This window comes from Mannheimia sp. E30BD (genome assembly GCF_041807785.1).
GTDB lineage: Bacteria > Pseudomonadota > Gammaproteobacteria > Enterobacterales > Pasteurellaceae > Mannheimia.
Map to the genome: position 1 here is coordinate 1 of NZ_JBGTYX010000017.1, position 16457 is coordinate 16457.

The window sequence follows — 16457 nt, forward strand, 5'->3', positions numbered from 1 at the left end:
AAGTGGCGGTAAACGCCTGTATGCGTAAGCTTTTAACCGTGATTAATGCCATCGTCCGTGATGGCTCACAGTGGAATGCTCACGCGGTTTAATTAACGAATTTGTATCTTGCCAAAAATGTTGGGGAGATACAGTTGCTACATTACATTATGCTTTCCAGTTCTCAGCTAAACCACGAGAGATACGACTTACACTACCTGCACCCTGTGCCAAGATTAAATCACCATCTTGGATAATTTGATCCAATACTTCGCCGAGCTGCTCGGTATCTGATACTAAAATCGGATCAACTTTGCCCAAATTACGGATTGAACGGGCTAGAGCTTTACTGTCTGCCCCAACAATCGGTGATTCACCAGCCGCATACACATCTAATAAAATCAACGCATCAACTTTAGAAAGCACTTGCACAAACTCATCGAATAAATCACGAGTACGAGAATAACGGTGAGGTTGGAATACCATCACGACACGTTTTCCTTCCCAGCCTTGACGAGCCGCTTGAATGGTTACATCAACTTCTGTTGGGTGATGACCATAATCATCAACTAACATAATTTTACCGTTCGGGCGAATAAATGAACCAAGCTGATCGAAACGGCGACCCGCCCCTTGGAAATCCGCAAGAGCGGCTAGAATGGCTTCGTTTTCAATCCCTTCCTCTTTAGCAACAGCCAGTGCCGCCGTTGCATTTAATGCATTATGAGTACCCGGCACATTGAGCAATACATCAATACGCTCCCCCGTTGGGCAAACAACGGTGTAATGCCCCTGAAAACCTGTTTGTTGATAATCTTCAATACGATAATCCGCTTTTTCACTAAAACCATAAGTAATCACTTGGCGACCAACGCGAGGGGCAATTTCCATTACAGTTTCATCATCTGCACACATCACAGCTAAACCGTAGAAGGGTAAGTTACGCAGAAAACGCACATAAGTATCTTTCATTTTTTCAAAATCGCCACCGTAAGTGTCCATATGATCTGGCTCAATATTCGTTACCACAGACACCATTGGCTGCAAGTGTAAGAAAGAAGCATCACTCTCATCAGCTTCTGCAATTAAATAACGGCTTGCACCTAAATGAGCATTTTTGCCTGTTGATTTCACTAAACCACCATTTACAAAGGTTGGATCTAATTTTGCCTCTGTATAGATCATTGAAATCATTGCTGTTGTGGTTGTTTTACCGTGTGTACCCGCAATTGCAATGCCGTGTCTAAAACGCATAATTTCCGCTAACATTTCTGCACGACGAATCACAGGGGTTCTTGCTTCACGAGCCGCAATAATTTCTGGGTTAGTTTCATCAATTGCCGTTGAAACAACTACTACGCTTGCACCTGAAATATTTTCGGCTTGATGCCCGATGAACACTTTCGCCCCTGCTGACGATAAGCGTTGTGTTACAGCACCATCTGCAATATCTGAGCCTGAAATTTGGTAACCTTCGTTTAGTAATACTTCTGCAATACCACTCATGCCTGCACCGCCAATCCCAATGAAATGGATTTGGCTAACACGACGCATTTCCGGCACTAACTTTTTAACTTTATCTTGGAAATTTTTCATCTTTAATCCTATATGCTCTGCAAGCGGTCAAATTTTTTGAATCTTTTGCAAAAAAACGCAAAAATTTGACCGCTTGTAATCCAACTAATTTGCTTCTTGAATAATCACTTCCGCCACACGCTGTGCTGCAGTTGGTGTCGCTTTGGCTCTCGCTCGCATTGCCATATCAAGTAATTTTTGGCGATCAGCAACCAATAGCTGTAAAGCATTTAACAATGATTGAGAGTTGAAATCTTTCTGCTCAATAATCACGGCTGCTCCAGATTCCGCCAAGTAATTCGCATTTAAAAATTGTTGCCTATCTTTATGTTGGAACGGCACAAAAATAGCAGGTAAACCAACAGCAGCAATTTCGCAAACGGTTAAAGCCCCTGAACGGCAAATGACTAAATCTGCCCATTCGTAAGCCGCTTTCATATCATCAATAAACTCTGAAGCGATACCATTACCTGTTTGTTGGTAAACTTCTTCAATACCTACTAAATTGCCTTTTCCAACCTGATGGCTGATAAACACATTATTACCCAACATTTTTGCCACTTCCGGCACAGTTTGGTTAATCACTCTTGCCCCTTGACTACCGCCCATCACTAAAATATTAATAGGATAACCACGCTCATTAAAGCGTTCGTTTGGCAAAGGCAAAACAGATAAATCTTCACGCACAGGGTTGCCCACTACTTCTGCATCTTTAAATGCAGTAGGAAACGCTTGCAGCACCTTACGAGCAATTTTTGAAAGCCATACATTCGTTAAACCAGCTACCGCATTTTGCTCGTGTAAAATGACTGGCACACCACATAATTTTGCTGCAATACCACCCGGCCCAGAAACATAACCTCCCATTCCTAGCACCGCATCAGGCTGATAATTTTTAATGATTTTACGAGCCTGCATTACCGCTTTAAAAATCGCAAAAGGAGCTTTTAGCAATGCCCCTAGACCTTTACCACGCAAGCCAGAAATTTCAATAAAATCAATGTCTATGCCGTGTTTTGGCACAAGAGTGGCTTCCATTCTATCTTTCGTGCCGAGCCAGCGAATTTGCCAACCTTGTTTTTGTAGCTCTCGTGCTACAGCTATTGCAGGAAAAACATGTCCTCCCGTTCCACCTGCCATCACTAATAATTTTTTAGCCATCTTTAACTCTTTTTGATAGAAAAACTCGTTATTTTACTTGATTTATCTCTATTTAAGGAAATACAAGCGGTTAAAATTTTGTATTTATTTACAATTTTTGAACCAACACAGCCTTTACTACACTGTTTTAATTTTAGCGTGCCCAATTCGTTCCGCTCTATTTTCGTGGTCTATTCGGAGTAATACCGCAATCGCAATCGACATAATCACTAAACTTGAACCACCATAGCTCACTAAGGGGAAGGTTAAACCTTTAGTTGGTAGTAACCCTGATGCTACACCTAAATTTACAAAACCTTGTAAGAAGATCCAAATCGCAATACCAAATGCCATATAGCCTTTAAAACGTTCTTCTAAAATTAAAGACTCTTTACTGATTTTTAATGCTCTCATTGTAAGTAATACTAATAACAACACAATGCAAATAACACCGAAGAAACCAAATTCTTCTCCAACAACTGCCATCACAAAATCGGTATGAGCTTCAGGTAAATATTCTAATTTTTGTACTGAATTTCCTAAGCCTTGTCCCCAAAATTCGCCTTGTCCGAATGCCATTTGAGAATTAGAGAGCTGGAAGCCGTCTCCATACGCATCAGCAAACGGATCCATAAAGGAAGTAACACGCTTTAGACGATACTCTGAGGTTAAAATCAGCACCGCAAATAATACTGTTCCTACCACGCCTAAAAACATAAATTGCATAATTTTCGCTCCCACAATGAAAAGCATTGAGAAAGTGAGAACGAATAACACAAAGGTACTTCCCAAATCGGGCTGTAAAATTAAGAGAAAACCGAACACAAATAAGATAACCGCTGGTCGCCAGAAGCTAGCTTTCTCTTTACGGATTTCATCATATTTACGCACATAAAAACTGGCAAAATAACAAATTACCGCTAATTTCGCTAATTCCGCAGGCTGAAAGTTAAGGATACCCAACGGAATCCAACGCACCGCACCATTAATCGAACGCCCGAAAATCAATACGGCAATCAAAAAACTGATGGCGATAAAAAACAACGCTACATTATATTTTTCCCATTTTTCGACAGGAATTTGTACAAAAATATAGCAAAAAATAATGGAGGCAATGATATATAAACCATCACGAATAGCAAAATAGAATGGATCGTCATTAAGCCTTGTGCTCACAGGAATAGAAGCGGACGTAACCATCACAAATCCGATTACGAGTAACCCTAAAAACAACCAAATTAGGGTTCTGTCATAAAGCGAATTAGAAGGAGTTAGTTTGACCCATTTATACCATTCTGTTTTAAATTTTTCTAACATTATGCATCTTGTCCTTGTGCCAACGAAACAAATACATCGCCACGTTGTTCAAAATTTTTAAACTGATCTAAGCTCGCACAAGCAGGAGAAAGTAAAACCATATCGCCTTTTTTAAGCTGTGGGTGAATAGCTGCAACCGCTTCTTGCATTGTTTCGACTAACACACTTTGGTCGCTTAACTTTGCTAATTCCTTGCCATCTTGCCCGAAACAGTAACAAACAATATTTGGCTTATTAATTAACGGCTTGAGTTCAGAAAAATCGGCTGCTTTGCCATCGCCACCGAGTAATAAATAAAGCGTACCGGCTACGCTTAGTCCATTTAATGCAGCGACTGTGCTCCCCACGTTGGTTGCTTTGGAATCATTAACCCAACGCACGCCATCATTTGTTGCAACTGCTTGGAAACGGTGAGGCAATCCACCATAAGTTTGTAGTGCTTTGACTATACCCTCACGTGGAACATTCGCCGCCTCTGCCAATGCCATTGCTGCAAGTGCGTTCATCTCATTATGGCGACCACTAATTAACATTTGGTTAGTATTAATAATGGCAGTATCACCTGCATAAAGCACACCATTACGCATTGTGTATTCTGCATTCTGCTCTGCAAAACGAATTAAATTTTTGACCGCTTGTTCAGGATAGGTTTGAGCATCTTCACCGTTTACGATGATGTTTTCCGCATTATCATAAATACGCAATTTGGCATTACGGTAATCGGCAATCGAGTCGTAGCGATCCATATGATCTTCGCTAATGTTTAAAATAGTAGCTGCTTTTGCTTTCAGTGAATGAGTGGTTTCAAGCTGGAAACTGGAAAGCTCTAACACAAAAAGATCATAATCTTCGTCTAATAAACTTAAAACAGGCACACCAATGTTGCCGCCCATTCCGACTTTCAAACCTGCTTGTTTTACCATTTCAGTAGTTAAGGTGGTTACCGTGCTTTTTCCGTTTGAGCCAGTAATTGCAATAATCGGGGCTTTTGCTTCACGACAAAATAGTTCCACATCTCCCACCACTTCAACACCCGCTTGAATAGCTTGTTGGATTTCAGGTGTTGCAACCGCTAAACCCGGGCTAATCACAATTAAATCAGAGTTAAGCAACCATTCACTATTTAAACCACCTGTGTGTAACGGAATGTTTTTATCTAATTGATCTGCACCTGCAGGGTTTGCTCGAGTGTCAATAACTTGAACTTTAGCATTTCTTTTTACTAAGAAATCAGCACAAGACAGTCCTGTTTTACCTAATCCGATGACTGTTACGATTTTATCTTGATATGGGTTTTGCATATTTTCTTCTCTCAATCTATGTTACTTTTCTTTGCTTTGCCACAAAGCATTTATGTTTTGAACGTTGGCTATGCCAACGGCACGAAGTGTGAGCGTAGCGAATAAAGAAAAGTAACCAAAAGAAAGACAACCCTACTTCGTTGCTATTCCTCACTTTGTTGAAATTTTCTTAACGAAAAATAACCCTGATGTTCGCTTCGCTCTCGCTCGGGATTATTTTTCTAAAAATTTCAAGTCGTTCGGGCAACTCAGAAGGGAAATAGCCATCTTTCTGAGTCAATTTATCTTGTTATTTAAATAGCATAAGGCACATTTATAAAATGCACCTTATTTATTATTTGAATTAACGCAGTTTCAATGTTACTAATCCTATTAATACTAACATTAGCGTAATAATCCAGAAACGGACAATCACTCGTGGTTCAGGCCAACCTTTTAATTCAAAGTGGTGGTGAATCGGCGCCATTCGGAAAATTCGTTTTTGTCGTAGCTTATAAGAACCAACCTGTAAAATAACCGAAAGGGCTTCAATCACAAACACACCGCCCATCACAACTAATAGTAATTCCTGGCGAACTAATACGGCGATAATGCCTAATGCTCCGCCTAATGAAAGTGAGCCTACATCGCCCATAAATACTTGAGCGGGATAAGTGTTATACCATAGGAAGCCTAAGCCAGCTCCAACAATTGCCGTACATAAAATTACTAATTCCGAGGCATTTGGAATAAATGGAATATGCAGATATTGTGCGAAATTGAAGTTACCTGTTGCCCACGCAATTAATGCAAACGCAGAGGCGACTAGAATAATTGGCATAATCGCTAAGCCGTCTAAACCGTCAGTTAAGTTTACCGCGTTACTTGTACCAACAATCACAAAATACGCTAAGATGATATAAAAGAGACCTAATTGTGGCATTACATCTTTAAAAAACGGCACAACTAATTGAGTTGCTGCCGTATCTTTACCTACTGCATACATACCCACTACTGCCACTAATGCGATGGCAGATAACCAAAAATATTTCCAACGGGCAATTAAACCATCGGTATTTTTGCGGGAAATTTTACGATAATCATCAACAAAGCCAATCACACCATAACCAAATAATACAAATAAGGTAAACCAAACATAAGAGTTACGCAGATCAGCCCAAAGTAACGTACTTACACCAATTGCAATTAGGATCATTATGCCACCCATTGTTGGCGTACCACGTTTTTTGAAATGGCTTTCAGGGCCATCATTACGTACTTCTTGACCAAATTTTAAGATCTGTAAATGGCGAATTACCTTTGGGCCGATCCAAAGCCCGATCCCCATTGCGGTTAATAACGCCATAATGGCACGGAAAGTGATATAAGAAACAACGTTAAACGCTGTGTTATATTGCACTAATATTTCTGCAAGCCAAACTAACATTGTTTAGTCCTTAAAAATAATAAAATTAAAAATGGATATTAAATTGTTTACAAAGCTCGGAAATCACAGTTTCCATTTTTTGGCTGCGAGAGCCTTTTGCTAATAATACAAGCGGTTGTTTTTCTTCGATTTTTTGCAAAATAATCGGCATTAAAAATTCAACCATTTGTTGTTTATCGGTAAAATGATGTTGTGGATTTTGGCTGATAACCGCACTCTCTTTGCCAAAACTTAAAATCAAATCCAGCTTCGCTTGTTGAGCAAAATCGGCTACGTCTTGGTGGCATTTGCCACTTTCTTCGCCTAATTCTGCCATATCACCTACCACAAAAATTCGGTAAGCAGGGTAGTTTTCCAGTACTGAAATAGCAGATCTCATCGAATCCACATTGGCATTGTAAGTATCATCAATAAACAAGCAGTATTCATTAATTTGTACAGGATACAAACGTCCTTTTACCATTGAACGTTGTTCAAGCCCTGCTTTAATTGCCTCTAAACTTGCTCCCACAGACATTGCAAGGGAGGTTGCCGCTAACGCATTACTTATATTATGGCTACCTAAATAAGGCAATTCGATCTTTATTTCACCTTGTGGTGTGTGGAGAGTAAAACGTGATCCATTTAGCAGTAATTCCACATCATCAGCCCAGTAATCAGCGTAAGAATCTGAGTCTGAGCCAACATAAGAGAAAGATTGGATTTCGTTTGAGCCAATCTCTTTCTGCCATTGCGGATAGTAGAATGCTAAATTGACAATCGCTTTTCCACCTTCTTTTAAGCCACGATAAATTTCGCCTTTTGCCTGTGCTACACCTTCGAGTGAGCCAAAACCCTCTAAGTGAGCGGCTGCGACATTATTGACTAAACAAGCGTCAGGTTTAGCAATCTCGGTGGTATAAGCAATTTCACCAATATGATTAGCTCCCAGCTCAATGACAGCGTATTTATGCTGTTCGGTTAAGCGAAGCAAGGTCATCGGTACACCTAAGTCATTGTTTAAATTGCCAAAAGTGTATAAAACCTCCTCTTCACAAGCGGTCATTTTTTGCAGAATTTTTGCTGTCATCTCTTTGACGGTTGTTTTACCTGAAGAACCTGTCATCGCCACCGTTTTCGGATTCAGCTTTGCTTTTAACCACTTCGCTAATTTACCTAAAGCAAGACGAGTATCTGCTACCACAATTTGTGGCACGTTAATTTCACATTCACGCTCAACTACGACTGCCACACAGCCTTGAGCAACGGCATTCTCAAGATAGTGATGAGCATCAAAGTTTTCGCCTTTTAATGCAAAAAATAAGCCATTTTCAACCGCTTGTCGGGTGTCGGTACTGGTGGTTTCTACCACAGTTTCGCCATTGCCGATCAATTTGGCATTTAGGATTTCAGCAATTTGTTGGGTGGTTAGTTTTATCATTGATTTATCTTTTTCTTTATAAAATTAATTACGAGCATTTTGTATTTGTCACTTTCTTTGCTTCGCCAAAGAAAAGTGACAATTAAACAAGATATTTCCTTGCCGTTTCCTGATCCGAAAAATGCAACTTCTCCATCCCAATAATCTGATAATCTTCGTGTCCTTTTCCTGCAATTAAAATCACATCACTAGCTTTTGCTTGCTCAATGGCAGCTTTAATTGCCTCTTCACGGTTGTGGATAATTTGTTGTGGTTTGCTAAAACCTTTCACAATATCCGCCATAATTTTTTGGTTATCTTCCGTTCTTGGGTTATCGTCCGTTGCAATCACTTTATCGGCTAATTGTTCCGCAATCGCTGCCATTAGTGGGCGTTTGCCTGCATCACGGTCGCCACCGCAGCCGAAAATGCACCAAAGTTCGCCTTCGCAATGTAGGCGAGCAGCTTGGATTGCTTTTTCTAGAGCATCAGGTGTGTGAGCATAATCTACAATCACCATTGGCTTATTTGGGCTTGTGATACATTCCATTCTGCCAGCCACACCAACTAATTGCGGGGCTGTTTTGATGAGTGCTTGAATATCAACACCTAAGGCAAGCAGTCCCGCAAAAGCCGTTAAAATATTGCTTACGTTGAAAGCCCCAATTAAGCGGCTGTGTAATTCGCCATTTCCCCAGCTGGATTCAAATTCAATGGTTGCACCTTGTAGGGTAAATTTTACCGCAGTCGCTTTTACAAATTGTTGGTTCGTGCTGAAATTTGGATTGACACTTACCGCAACCGCATTAGGTAATTTACTAAGCCTTTCAGCCCCGATTTCATCATCAGCATTAATCACTTGAGCTTTTGTTTTAAGCTCACTGAACAAACGAAATTTCGCCTCTGCGTATTCTTCTATTGTATTGTGGTAATCGAGATGATCTCGGCTTAAGTTGGTAAACATCGCCAAATCAAACTCTAAGGCTTCAGCTCTAAATTGTGCTAAACCGTGAGAACTCACTTCCATCGCACAGAAATCTGCTCCAAGTTCTACAAAATCAGCAAGGTTACGTTGAATTTCAATGGCTGAACCTGTTGTGTTTACAGCTTCTTGTACCTTACCGTATAAACCATTGCCGATTGTTCCCATTACTGCCGATTTTCCACCCAATAAATTATGCCATTGAGCCAGCAGTTGAGCGGTGGTCGTCTTTCCATTTGTGCCGGTAATCCCTGCTAATACTAATTTCTGTGATGGATTATCGTAGAAAGCTCCGGCAATGGCAGATAGTACTTTTGGTAGCTGTGGAACATAAATAACTATGCAACAAGCGGTTGAATTTTCGTTACATTTTGCGATTTCACCATGCTCATTATCTGCTTCCGCTAAAACAATTTTCGCCCCTTTCTCAATCGCATTTGCAATAAATTTTCTACCATCAACTTGATGACCTTTAAGTGCAACAAATAAGTCACCTTGTTGCACTTGGCGGCTATCTAAAGTCATTTGCTTTAGCTCGATGAGTTCTTCAACCCACGCATTGAGTTGTGTAATGAAAGGAAGTAAACGTTTCATAGCTCACCTTAATTGATACTACGTTCTAATTTAATTTCACGCACGGCGCTTTGGGTGGCTTCCGTTAGGTTATCCGGCTTAATATTACGCTGTTTGAGCGTATAGCCCATAATCCGAGAGAATAGTGGTGCTGATACAAAACCACCGTAGTAATTATCGCCTTTTGGTTCATTAATGAGTACTACCAAAGCAAAACGTGGATCGCTTGCTGGGGCGATACCTGCAGTATAAGCGATATATTTCTCCACATATTTGCCTTTTTCCAGCTTACGGGCTGTACCAGTTTTGATAGCAACACGGTAGCCATCAACCGCTGCACGATGTCCACCTTCACCTTTAGCTGCAACGCTTTCCATCATTTGCACGACATCACGGGTGGTTTTTTCAGGCAGAACACGTTCGCCAATTACAGGCGGATCAACTTTGGTAATAGACAGTGGGCGATAAATCCCAAAACTGCCTAAAGTAGCATAAGCACGAGCTAGTTGAAGTGGCGTAACATTCAAGCCGTAGCCGTAAGAAAGGGTTGCCCGCTCAATATCTGCCCAGCGTTTACGGTCTCCGTTTGTGCCTCGTTGTTCGCCCAAGCCTAATCCTGTATCTTTACCAAAACCAACTTTGGTGTAAGTATCCACTAACGCATTCGCAGGCATTCTGAGTGCTAACTTACTTACCCCAATGTTACTTGATTTCTGTAAAATCCCTGTTAGCGTTAGGCTATCTCTTGGCGCAACATCTTTAATCGTATGTCCGTTTACCACAATAGGTCTTGTGCCGATCACTTCGTCTTTATAAGTCACTTTATTATGTAAGGCAGTTAATACTGTAAAAGGTTTTACGGTTGAACCCGGTTCAAAAGTATCGGTAATCGCACGGTTACGCATAAGTTCCGGCTTAAAGCTATCACGTTTGTTTGGATTGAATGACGGGGCATTTGCCATCGCCAATACTTCGCCGGTTTGCACATCAACTAATACTGCTGTACCGGATTCAGCATTATTTTCCTGCACGGCTTTCTTAATTTCTCGGTACACCATAGATTGCAATTCTTCATCAATACTGAGCATCACATCTTGCGGATCATATTGCTTTTCTGAGCGAATATTTTCAACAATATTGCCTTTAGCATCTTTACGAATAACTTGCTTACCATTTTTACCGACGAGTAAAGAGTTAAAGCTACGCTCTAAACCTTCTGAACCATTCATATCATCTTTGTCAGTAAAGCCAATAAGTTGAGAAGCCTCTTCTGACAATGGATAAAAACGGCGGGATTCGACTTTAATCATTAACGCATCAATATCAAGCTCTTTCGCATACTCACTAATCGCTTCCGATTGATGGCGAGATAAGTAAACAAAACGTTGGCGATACTTACTGTAAAGCTCATCCATCACATTATTGTAGGAGCGTCCAATTTCTTTACTTAATGCTTGAAACTTTTGATGTTCTAATTCCCTATGCTCATTATCTAAACGAAGAAAAACAGAGCTGGGATTATTTCTCACTTTCTCTATTAAAGTGTTGTAATCCAAGCCTGTAACCTGTGCCAGTTGCGTCCAATAGCCTTCACTTTTAGTATTTAAAATAGAGCGAGGATCAAAATCTACTTTTTCTTTTGAAACATTTTTCTTCTCAATAAATTTATTCACACTGGCTTCAATTTTGCTTTTTGAAGCTTCCATTTCCATCGCTAAAGCTCGCCAGCTTTCATTGGAGCGTCTTAGCTTGGTGTCAAAATATTCTCTAGGATCAAGCGTTAAAGAATACATCGGCACACTAATTGACAGAAAACGTCCGTTTCGGTCTAAAATTCTTCCTCGAGTAAATTGTAATTCTTTAGTACGAAGCGAGCGATTATTTGCTTCTTTAATTAATCGTTCAGAATCAATAATTTGAATATAAGCAGCTTGAGCCAACAGCCCTACCACCATTACTCCCATTAATAGTGTCACTACCCAAAAGCGTTTCGGTAAAAAACTTGGTAATTTTTTACTTTCTGATTTAGGCGGCTCTGCAATTGGGGCTTTTTGTTTAGGTTTTACTTTGACTGATTTGACCATTTTCTATTCAACTAAAATTATTTCTTGTTCTTTTTTAATTGGCTGCAAGCCGAAAGATTGAGCTGCGGCATCAACTCTTGCTCTGCCACTACGGCTATTTTCTTCTAATAATAAATTGGTATATTGGCTTTCCAACTTCTGATTAGCAGAAATTAGCTGCCCTTGTTCGCTGACGGATAAACGGGTTTGGTGCGTTACCCAAATTGTTGCAACTGCGGAAATAACCACACCAATGAGCAGTAAAATCGCTACTTTATTATGGCTAAAAATATCGTCAATAATAATTTGATGTAACGGATAGCGTTCGTTAGACATTTTCATTCCTATATTTGGTACTTTTAACGTTTTTCAGCAATGCGTAATACAGCACTGCGTGAGCGAGCATTAGCTTCAATTTCTGCTTCGCTTGGCATAATCGCTTTTCCAATAGTTTTAAGCGGAATATTTTTATTCAATTCAGCTTCTAAGATTGGTAAACCTCGAGGTACGTCCATACCTTTACTATGTTTACGCATAAACTGTTTGACCATTCTATCTTCAAGAGAATGGAAGCTGATAATCGACAAACGCCCCTCTGGAGCTAATACCGTTAATGCAGAGTTGAGGGCTTTTTCGAGTTCGTCTAATTCGCTATTGATAAAAATGCGGATAGCTTGGAAAGAGCGAGTAGCTGGGTGTTTATGCTTATCTTTAAACGGCACAGCATCGCTAATAATTTGAGCGAGTTGTAGGGTGCGAGAAATTTTCTCGCTTGCAGATTTATTGTAAGAAACGATCGCTTGTGCAACGCGCTTTGCAAAGCGTTCTTCGCCAAACTCTTTGAGTACCCAAGCTAAATCTTCTACAGACACTTGAGCCAGCCACTCGGCAGCAGATAAGCCTTTGGTGGTATCCATACGCATATCAAGAGGTCCATCACGCATAAAGCTAAAACCACGCACTGCTTCATCAAGCTGCGGCGATGAAACGCCTAAGTCGAGCAGAATACCGTCAATTTTGCCGACTAATCCCAGTTTTTCACAAATTTCAGGAATAGCTGAAAAAGCAGTGTGTTCAATCTGAAAACGAGGGTCATCAATGGTTTGAGCTTCTGCAATGGCTCGAAGATCACGATCTGTTGCAATTAAACGCCCATTTTCGCCAAGTTTAGATAAAATTAAACGAGAATGCCCACCACGCCCAAAAGTACCATCAATATAGATACCGTTAGGCTTAATTGCTAAGCCATCAACGGCTTCGTGCAATAATACTGTAATATGTTTTGGTGTTTCGCTCATCTTTCTTTCCAATTACTATAGCGAGAGATTTTTTAAGGCATCACAATCCAACATTTCTGCTGAACCGCCAAACGCAAGATCTTCAGCAATTTGGGCTTGCCATTGTTTGTCTTGCCAGATTTCGAATTTATTTAATTGACCAACGAGCATAATTTGCTGCTCTAACTGAGCGTGTTGGCGAAGTGTCGGGCTAAGTAAAATACGACCTGCCGAATCCATTTCACATTCGGTGGCAAAGCCTTGCATTACACGCTGAATACGGCGTTGAACCGGGTCAAAATTAGATAATGCCAGTAATTTCTGTTCAACAACTTCCCATTCGTGCAAAGGATAAAGTAACAAACAAGGCTGGCGAATATCTACGGTGCAAACCAAAATACCGTGATGTTTTTCTAAAAGCTCAGCACGGTAACGGGTCGGAATTGCGATCCGCCCTTTACTATCAATGCTGATTGAACTTGCACCACGAAACATTTTTGATTCTTCGCCCTAGTTAAATAATGTAAAATTTAAGAAAAAGATCCACAAAATACCACTTTTTCCCACTTAACTGGAGGATTTTATCTATTAGTGATACATCTATCAAGGAGTTTTATTTATTTACAAAACAAAAGACCTATCTAAGAAAGATAGGTCTGCAAATATTTGATGAAATTATACCGCTTGTTAGCGTGTTAATGTTGATTTCACAACAGTGATAATGCCATAAATAACCCAATAGAAGATGATTGAGCAGAAGAATAGGGTGGCAGTATAAGGCAGCCAATAATAGATCCCCAGTACTTCTGCGGTTCTACATTCTAAACGTTGGTAATCATTTAATTTTGTGAGATCGCTACAATCAAAAGGAATGTAGGTAAAAACAAAATAGCTAATAATTGCGATAATGAATGCAAATAAAATACTCAATAGAATCTGTTTTTTATAATCCATTTCTACTTCTTCCGTGATTTACTAGCGGTCGTTTTTGTCCGTTTTTTTGCAGATTTTTTGCCTGTTTCCTTTTTGGATTTTTTAACCGTTTTAGGCTCTTTGAAAATAGGTTGCTCAGCAACTTTCGCTTTTTTCTTCGCTGTTTTTCCTATTTTCTTATTGCCCGTTAAGAGTTCAAAATCGATTTTTTTCTCGTCCAAGTTTACGTTAATCACTTTCACTCTAACGGCATCGCCCAAGCGGTAAATAATACCACTACCGCCAACTAAACGTTGTCTGTCTGCGTCATAATGGTAGTAGTCATTATCTAAAGTTGAAATATGAACTAAACCATCAATAAATAGCTCGTTAAGTTTCACAAATAATCCGAAGCCGGTTACGCTTGAAATGACCCCATCAAACTCTTCGCCGATATGGTCTTGCATAAATTCACATTTCAGCCAATCTGCCACATCACGAGTGGCTTCATCGGCTCGGCGTTCGGTGGCAGAGCATTTATCGCCAAACTCGTCCATATCATCTAGCTTGTAGTGATAACCGCCGCCATCGGTGTAATGGCGTGTATTGCCCTTGCCTTTTTCGATTAAATATTTAATCGCACGGTGTAATAACAAATCTGGGTAACGGCGAATTGGCGAAGTAAAGTGAGCATACTCAGTTAATGCCAAGCCAAAATGCCCGATGTTATCTGCTGTATACACCGCTTGTTTGAGCGAGCGGAGTAACATCGTTTGAATGAGTTCTTTATCCGCACGTTCGGCTATTTGCTCTAACAATACGCCGTAATCTTTAGGTTGTGGATCAAGCCCAACGTCCCACGTTAAGCCGCATTCACGCACAAAGGATTTAAAGCTCAGTAATTTTTCTTCGCTTGGTTTATCGTGAATTCGATAAAGTGCTGGCTCATTCGCTTGCTCAACAAAGCGAGCTGCTGCAATGTTTGCCAAAATCATACACTCTTCAATGAGTTTATGCGCATCGTTGCGGATAAGCGGCTCAATACGTTCAATTCGCCCTTGTGGATTGAAAATAAATTGATTTTCAATGGTTTCAAACTCAATCGCTCCTCGTTTTTGACGAGCTTTCATTAAGGTTTGGAACATCGCATAGAGTTCTTCAATGTGTGGCACTAATGGTGCATAGCGTTCACGTAAGGTTTCATCGCCCTCTAGCATTTTCCAAACTTTGGTGTAAGTTAAACGAGCGTGTGAATTCATTACCGCTTCATAAAATTTGTAATCAACCAACTCCCCTTTGTTGGAGACCGACATTTCCGCCACCAAACAGAGGCGATCAACCTGTGGATTTAATGAACATAAACCATTTGAAAGCACTTCAGGTAACATTGGAATGACTCGATTTGGAAAGTAAACCGAGTTGCCCCGATTAAGTGCTTCCAAATCTAATGCCGTTTTCGGGCGGACGTAATAGCTCACATCCGCAATCGCTACCCATAAACGCCAACCGTTACCCTCTTTTTTGGCAAAGACCGCATCATCAAAATCACGAGCGTCTTCGCCGTCAATGGTAATAAGTGGTAAGTCTCGTAAATCAACACGCCCTTGTTTAGCTTCTTCTGGCACTTCTTCGCTGGCAAATTGACGAATCTGTTTTTCTACACCCTCTGGCCAAACGTGCGGAATATCGTGATTGCGTAAGGCAATTTCAATTTCCATACCCGGTGCGAGATTATCGCCTAAAATTTCGGTGATAACACCAACAGGGCGGTTAAAGCTGGCTTTGCGTTCTTGCAGTTCTACCACCACAACCTGCCCCATTCTTGCACCCATACGATGTTCGTCAGGGATTAGAATATCTTGATTGATACGGCTATCATCAGGCACAACAAAACCGATGCCACTTTCAAGGAAGAAACGCCCCACAATCTGCTTTTTACGAGCTTCTAGCACACGCACAATACGCACTTCTTTTCTGCCTCGTCTATCTGTACCATTAGACTGTGCTAACACAAAATCACCGTGCATCACTCGCACCATTTGAGCATTTGGAATAAACCAATCTTCACTTTTAGTAGCTAATTTTTCGTGCCCTTCAACTTGTAGAAAGCCGTAACCATCACGATGACCGATTACCGTGCCTTTAATCAAATCCATTTTTTCAGGCAAGGCATAACGTTTTCCTTTGGTGAAAACGAGTTCGCCATCATTTTCCATTGCACGTAAACGGCGGCGAATACCTTCCATACGTTCTTCATCATAAATATGAAAAACTTCTAACAGCTCGTCACGGCTCATTGGGGCGTTATGTTCGCGAATCGTATTTAAAATAAACTCACGGCTTGGTACCGGGTTTTCATATTTTTCTAATTCTTGCTGATAATTAGGATCGACTACCATAGTTTCCTCCTTTATTTTAATCTCTCCTTATTCTAACTGACTTTTCTTTATAATGTGTAAAAAATTGTCTTCATACCTTTTTATAATATTTTGCTATATAATGGCATTTTCATA

Annotated in this window: 13 protein-coding genes; all 13 read right to left on the reverse strand. The window is 40.4% G+C overall.

Going from position 1 to position 16457, the window contains the following annotated elements; all coding sequences use genetic code 11:
• Positions 1–147 precede the first annotated feature (147 nt).
• The 13 genes from murC to rnr all read right to left on the reverse strand — a co-directional run bounded on the left by murC (position 148) and on the right by rnr (position 16343).
• The gene (murC, locus tag ACERCG_RS09175; protein ID WP_373611735.1) at positions 148–1575 is read right to left on the reverse strand and encodes a UDP-N-acetylmuramate--L-alanine ligase; all 1428 of its coding nucleotides are present in this window, start codon (positions 1573–1575) and stop codon (positions 148–150) included.
• A gap of 84 nt (positions 1576–1659) precedes the next feature.
• The gene (gene murG / locus ACERCG_RS09180) at positions 1660–2715 is read right to left on the reverse strand and encodes an undecaprenyldiphospho-muramoylpentapeptide beta-N-acetylglucosaminyltransferase (RefSeq protein WP_373611737.1); all 1056 of its coding nucleotides are present in this window, start codon (positions 2713–2715) and stop codon (positions 1660–1662) included.
• A 117-nt stretch (positions 2716–2832) separates the two neighbouring features.
• Complete coding sequence (gene ftsW / locus ACERCG_RS09185) at positions 2833–4011, reverse strand: putative lipid II flippase FtsW (RefSeq protein ID WP_373611738.1); 1179 nt, start codon at positions 4009–4011, stop codon at positions 2833–2835.
• Positions 4011–5312 carry a UDP-N-acetylmuramoyl-L-alanine--D-glutamate ligase gene (gene murD / locus ACERCG_RS09190; RefSeq protein ID WP_373611739.1) on the reverse strand — a complete coding sequence of 434 codons (1302 nt, stop codon included), beginning with the start codon at positions 5310–5312 and terminating at the stop codon, positions 4011–4013. The genes ftsW and murD overlap by 1 nt, the downstream gene beginning before the upstream one ends.
• 343 nt (positions 5313–5655) lie before the next feature.
• Positions 5656–6738 (reverse strand): phospho-N-acetylmuramoyl-pentapeptide-transferase, encoded by a 1083-nt coding sequence (gene mraY, locus ACERCG_RS09195; protein ID WP_373611741.1) that lies wholly within the window; start codon positions 6736–6738, stop codon positions 5656–5658.
• A 25-nt stretch (positions 6739–6763) separates the two neighbouring features.
• A complete protein-coding gene (murF, locus tag ACERCG_RS09200; protein WP_373611742.1) occupies positions 6764–8158 on the reverse strand; it encodes a UDP-N-acetylmuramoyl-tripeptide--D-alanyl-D-alanine ligase in 1395 nt (464 codons plus the stop codon).
• A gap of 82 nt (positions 8159–8240) precedes the next feature.
• On the reverse strand, positions 8241–9713 hold the full coding sequence (gene murE, locus ACERCG_RS09205) for a UDP-N-acetylmuramoyl-L-alanyl-D-glutamate--2,6-diaminopimelate ligase (RefSeq protein ID WP_373611743.1): 1473 nt from the start codon (positions 9711–9713) through the stop codon (positions 8241–8243).
• A gap of 8 nt (positions 9714–9721) precedes the next feature.
• Positions 9722–11776 (reverse strand): penicillin-binding transpeptidase domain-containing protein, encoded by a 2055-nt coding sequence (locus tag ACERCG_RS09210; RefSeq protein WP_373611744.1) that lies wholly within the window; start codon positions 11774–11776, stop codon positions 9722–9724.
• A 3-nt stretch (positions 11777–11779) separates the two neighbouring features.
• On the reverse strand, positions 11780–12091 hold the full coding sequence (ftsL, locus tag ACERCG_RS09215) for a cell division protein FtsL (protein WP_373611746.1): 312 nt from the start codon (positions 12089–12091) through the stop codon (positions 11780–11782).
• Positions 12092–12114: 23 nt separating this feature from the next.
• Positions 12115–13053, reverse strand: a complete 939-nt coding sequence (rsmH, locus tag ACERCG_RS09220; protein WP_373611747.1) for a 16S rRNA (cytosine(1402)-N(4))-methyltransferase RsmH — start codon at positions 13051–13053, stop codon at positions 12115–12117.
• A gap of 15 nt (positions 13054–13068) precedes the next feature.
• Positions 13069–13527, reverse strand: coding sequence for a division/cell wall cluster transcriptional repressor MraZ (gene mraZ, locus ACERCG_RS09225; RefSeq protein ID WP_373611748.1), 459 nt, complete (start codon positions 13525–13527; stop codon positions 13069–13071).
• A 192-nt stretch (positions 13528–13719) separates the two neighbouring features.
• Positions 13720–13986, reverse strand: coding sequence for a hypothetical protein (locus ACERCG_RS09230; RefSeq protein ID WP_373611749.1), 267 nt, complete (start codon positions 13984–13986; stop codon positions 13720–13722).
• A gap of 2 nt (positions 13987–13988) precedes the next feature.
• A complete protein-coding gene (rnr, locus tag ACERCG_RS09235; RefSeq protein WP_373611750.1) occupies positions 13989–16343 on the reverse strand; it encodes a ribonuclease R in 2355 nt (784 codons plus the stop codon).
• Positions 16344–16457: the final 114 nt, after the last annotated feature.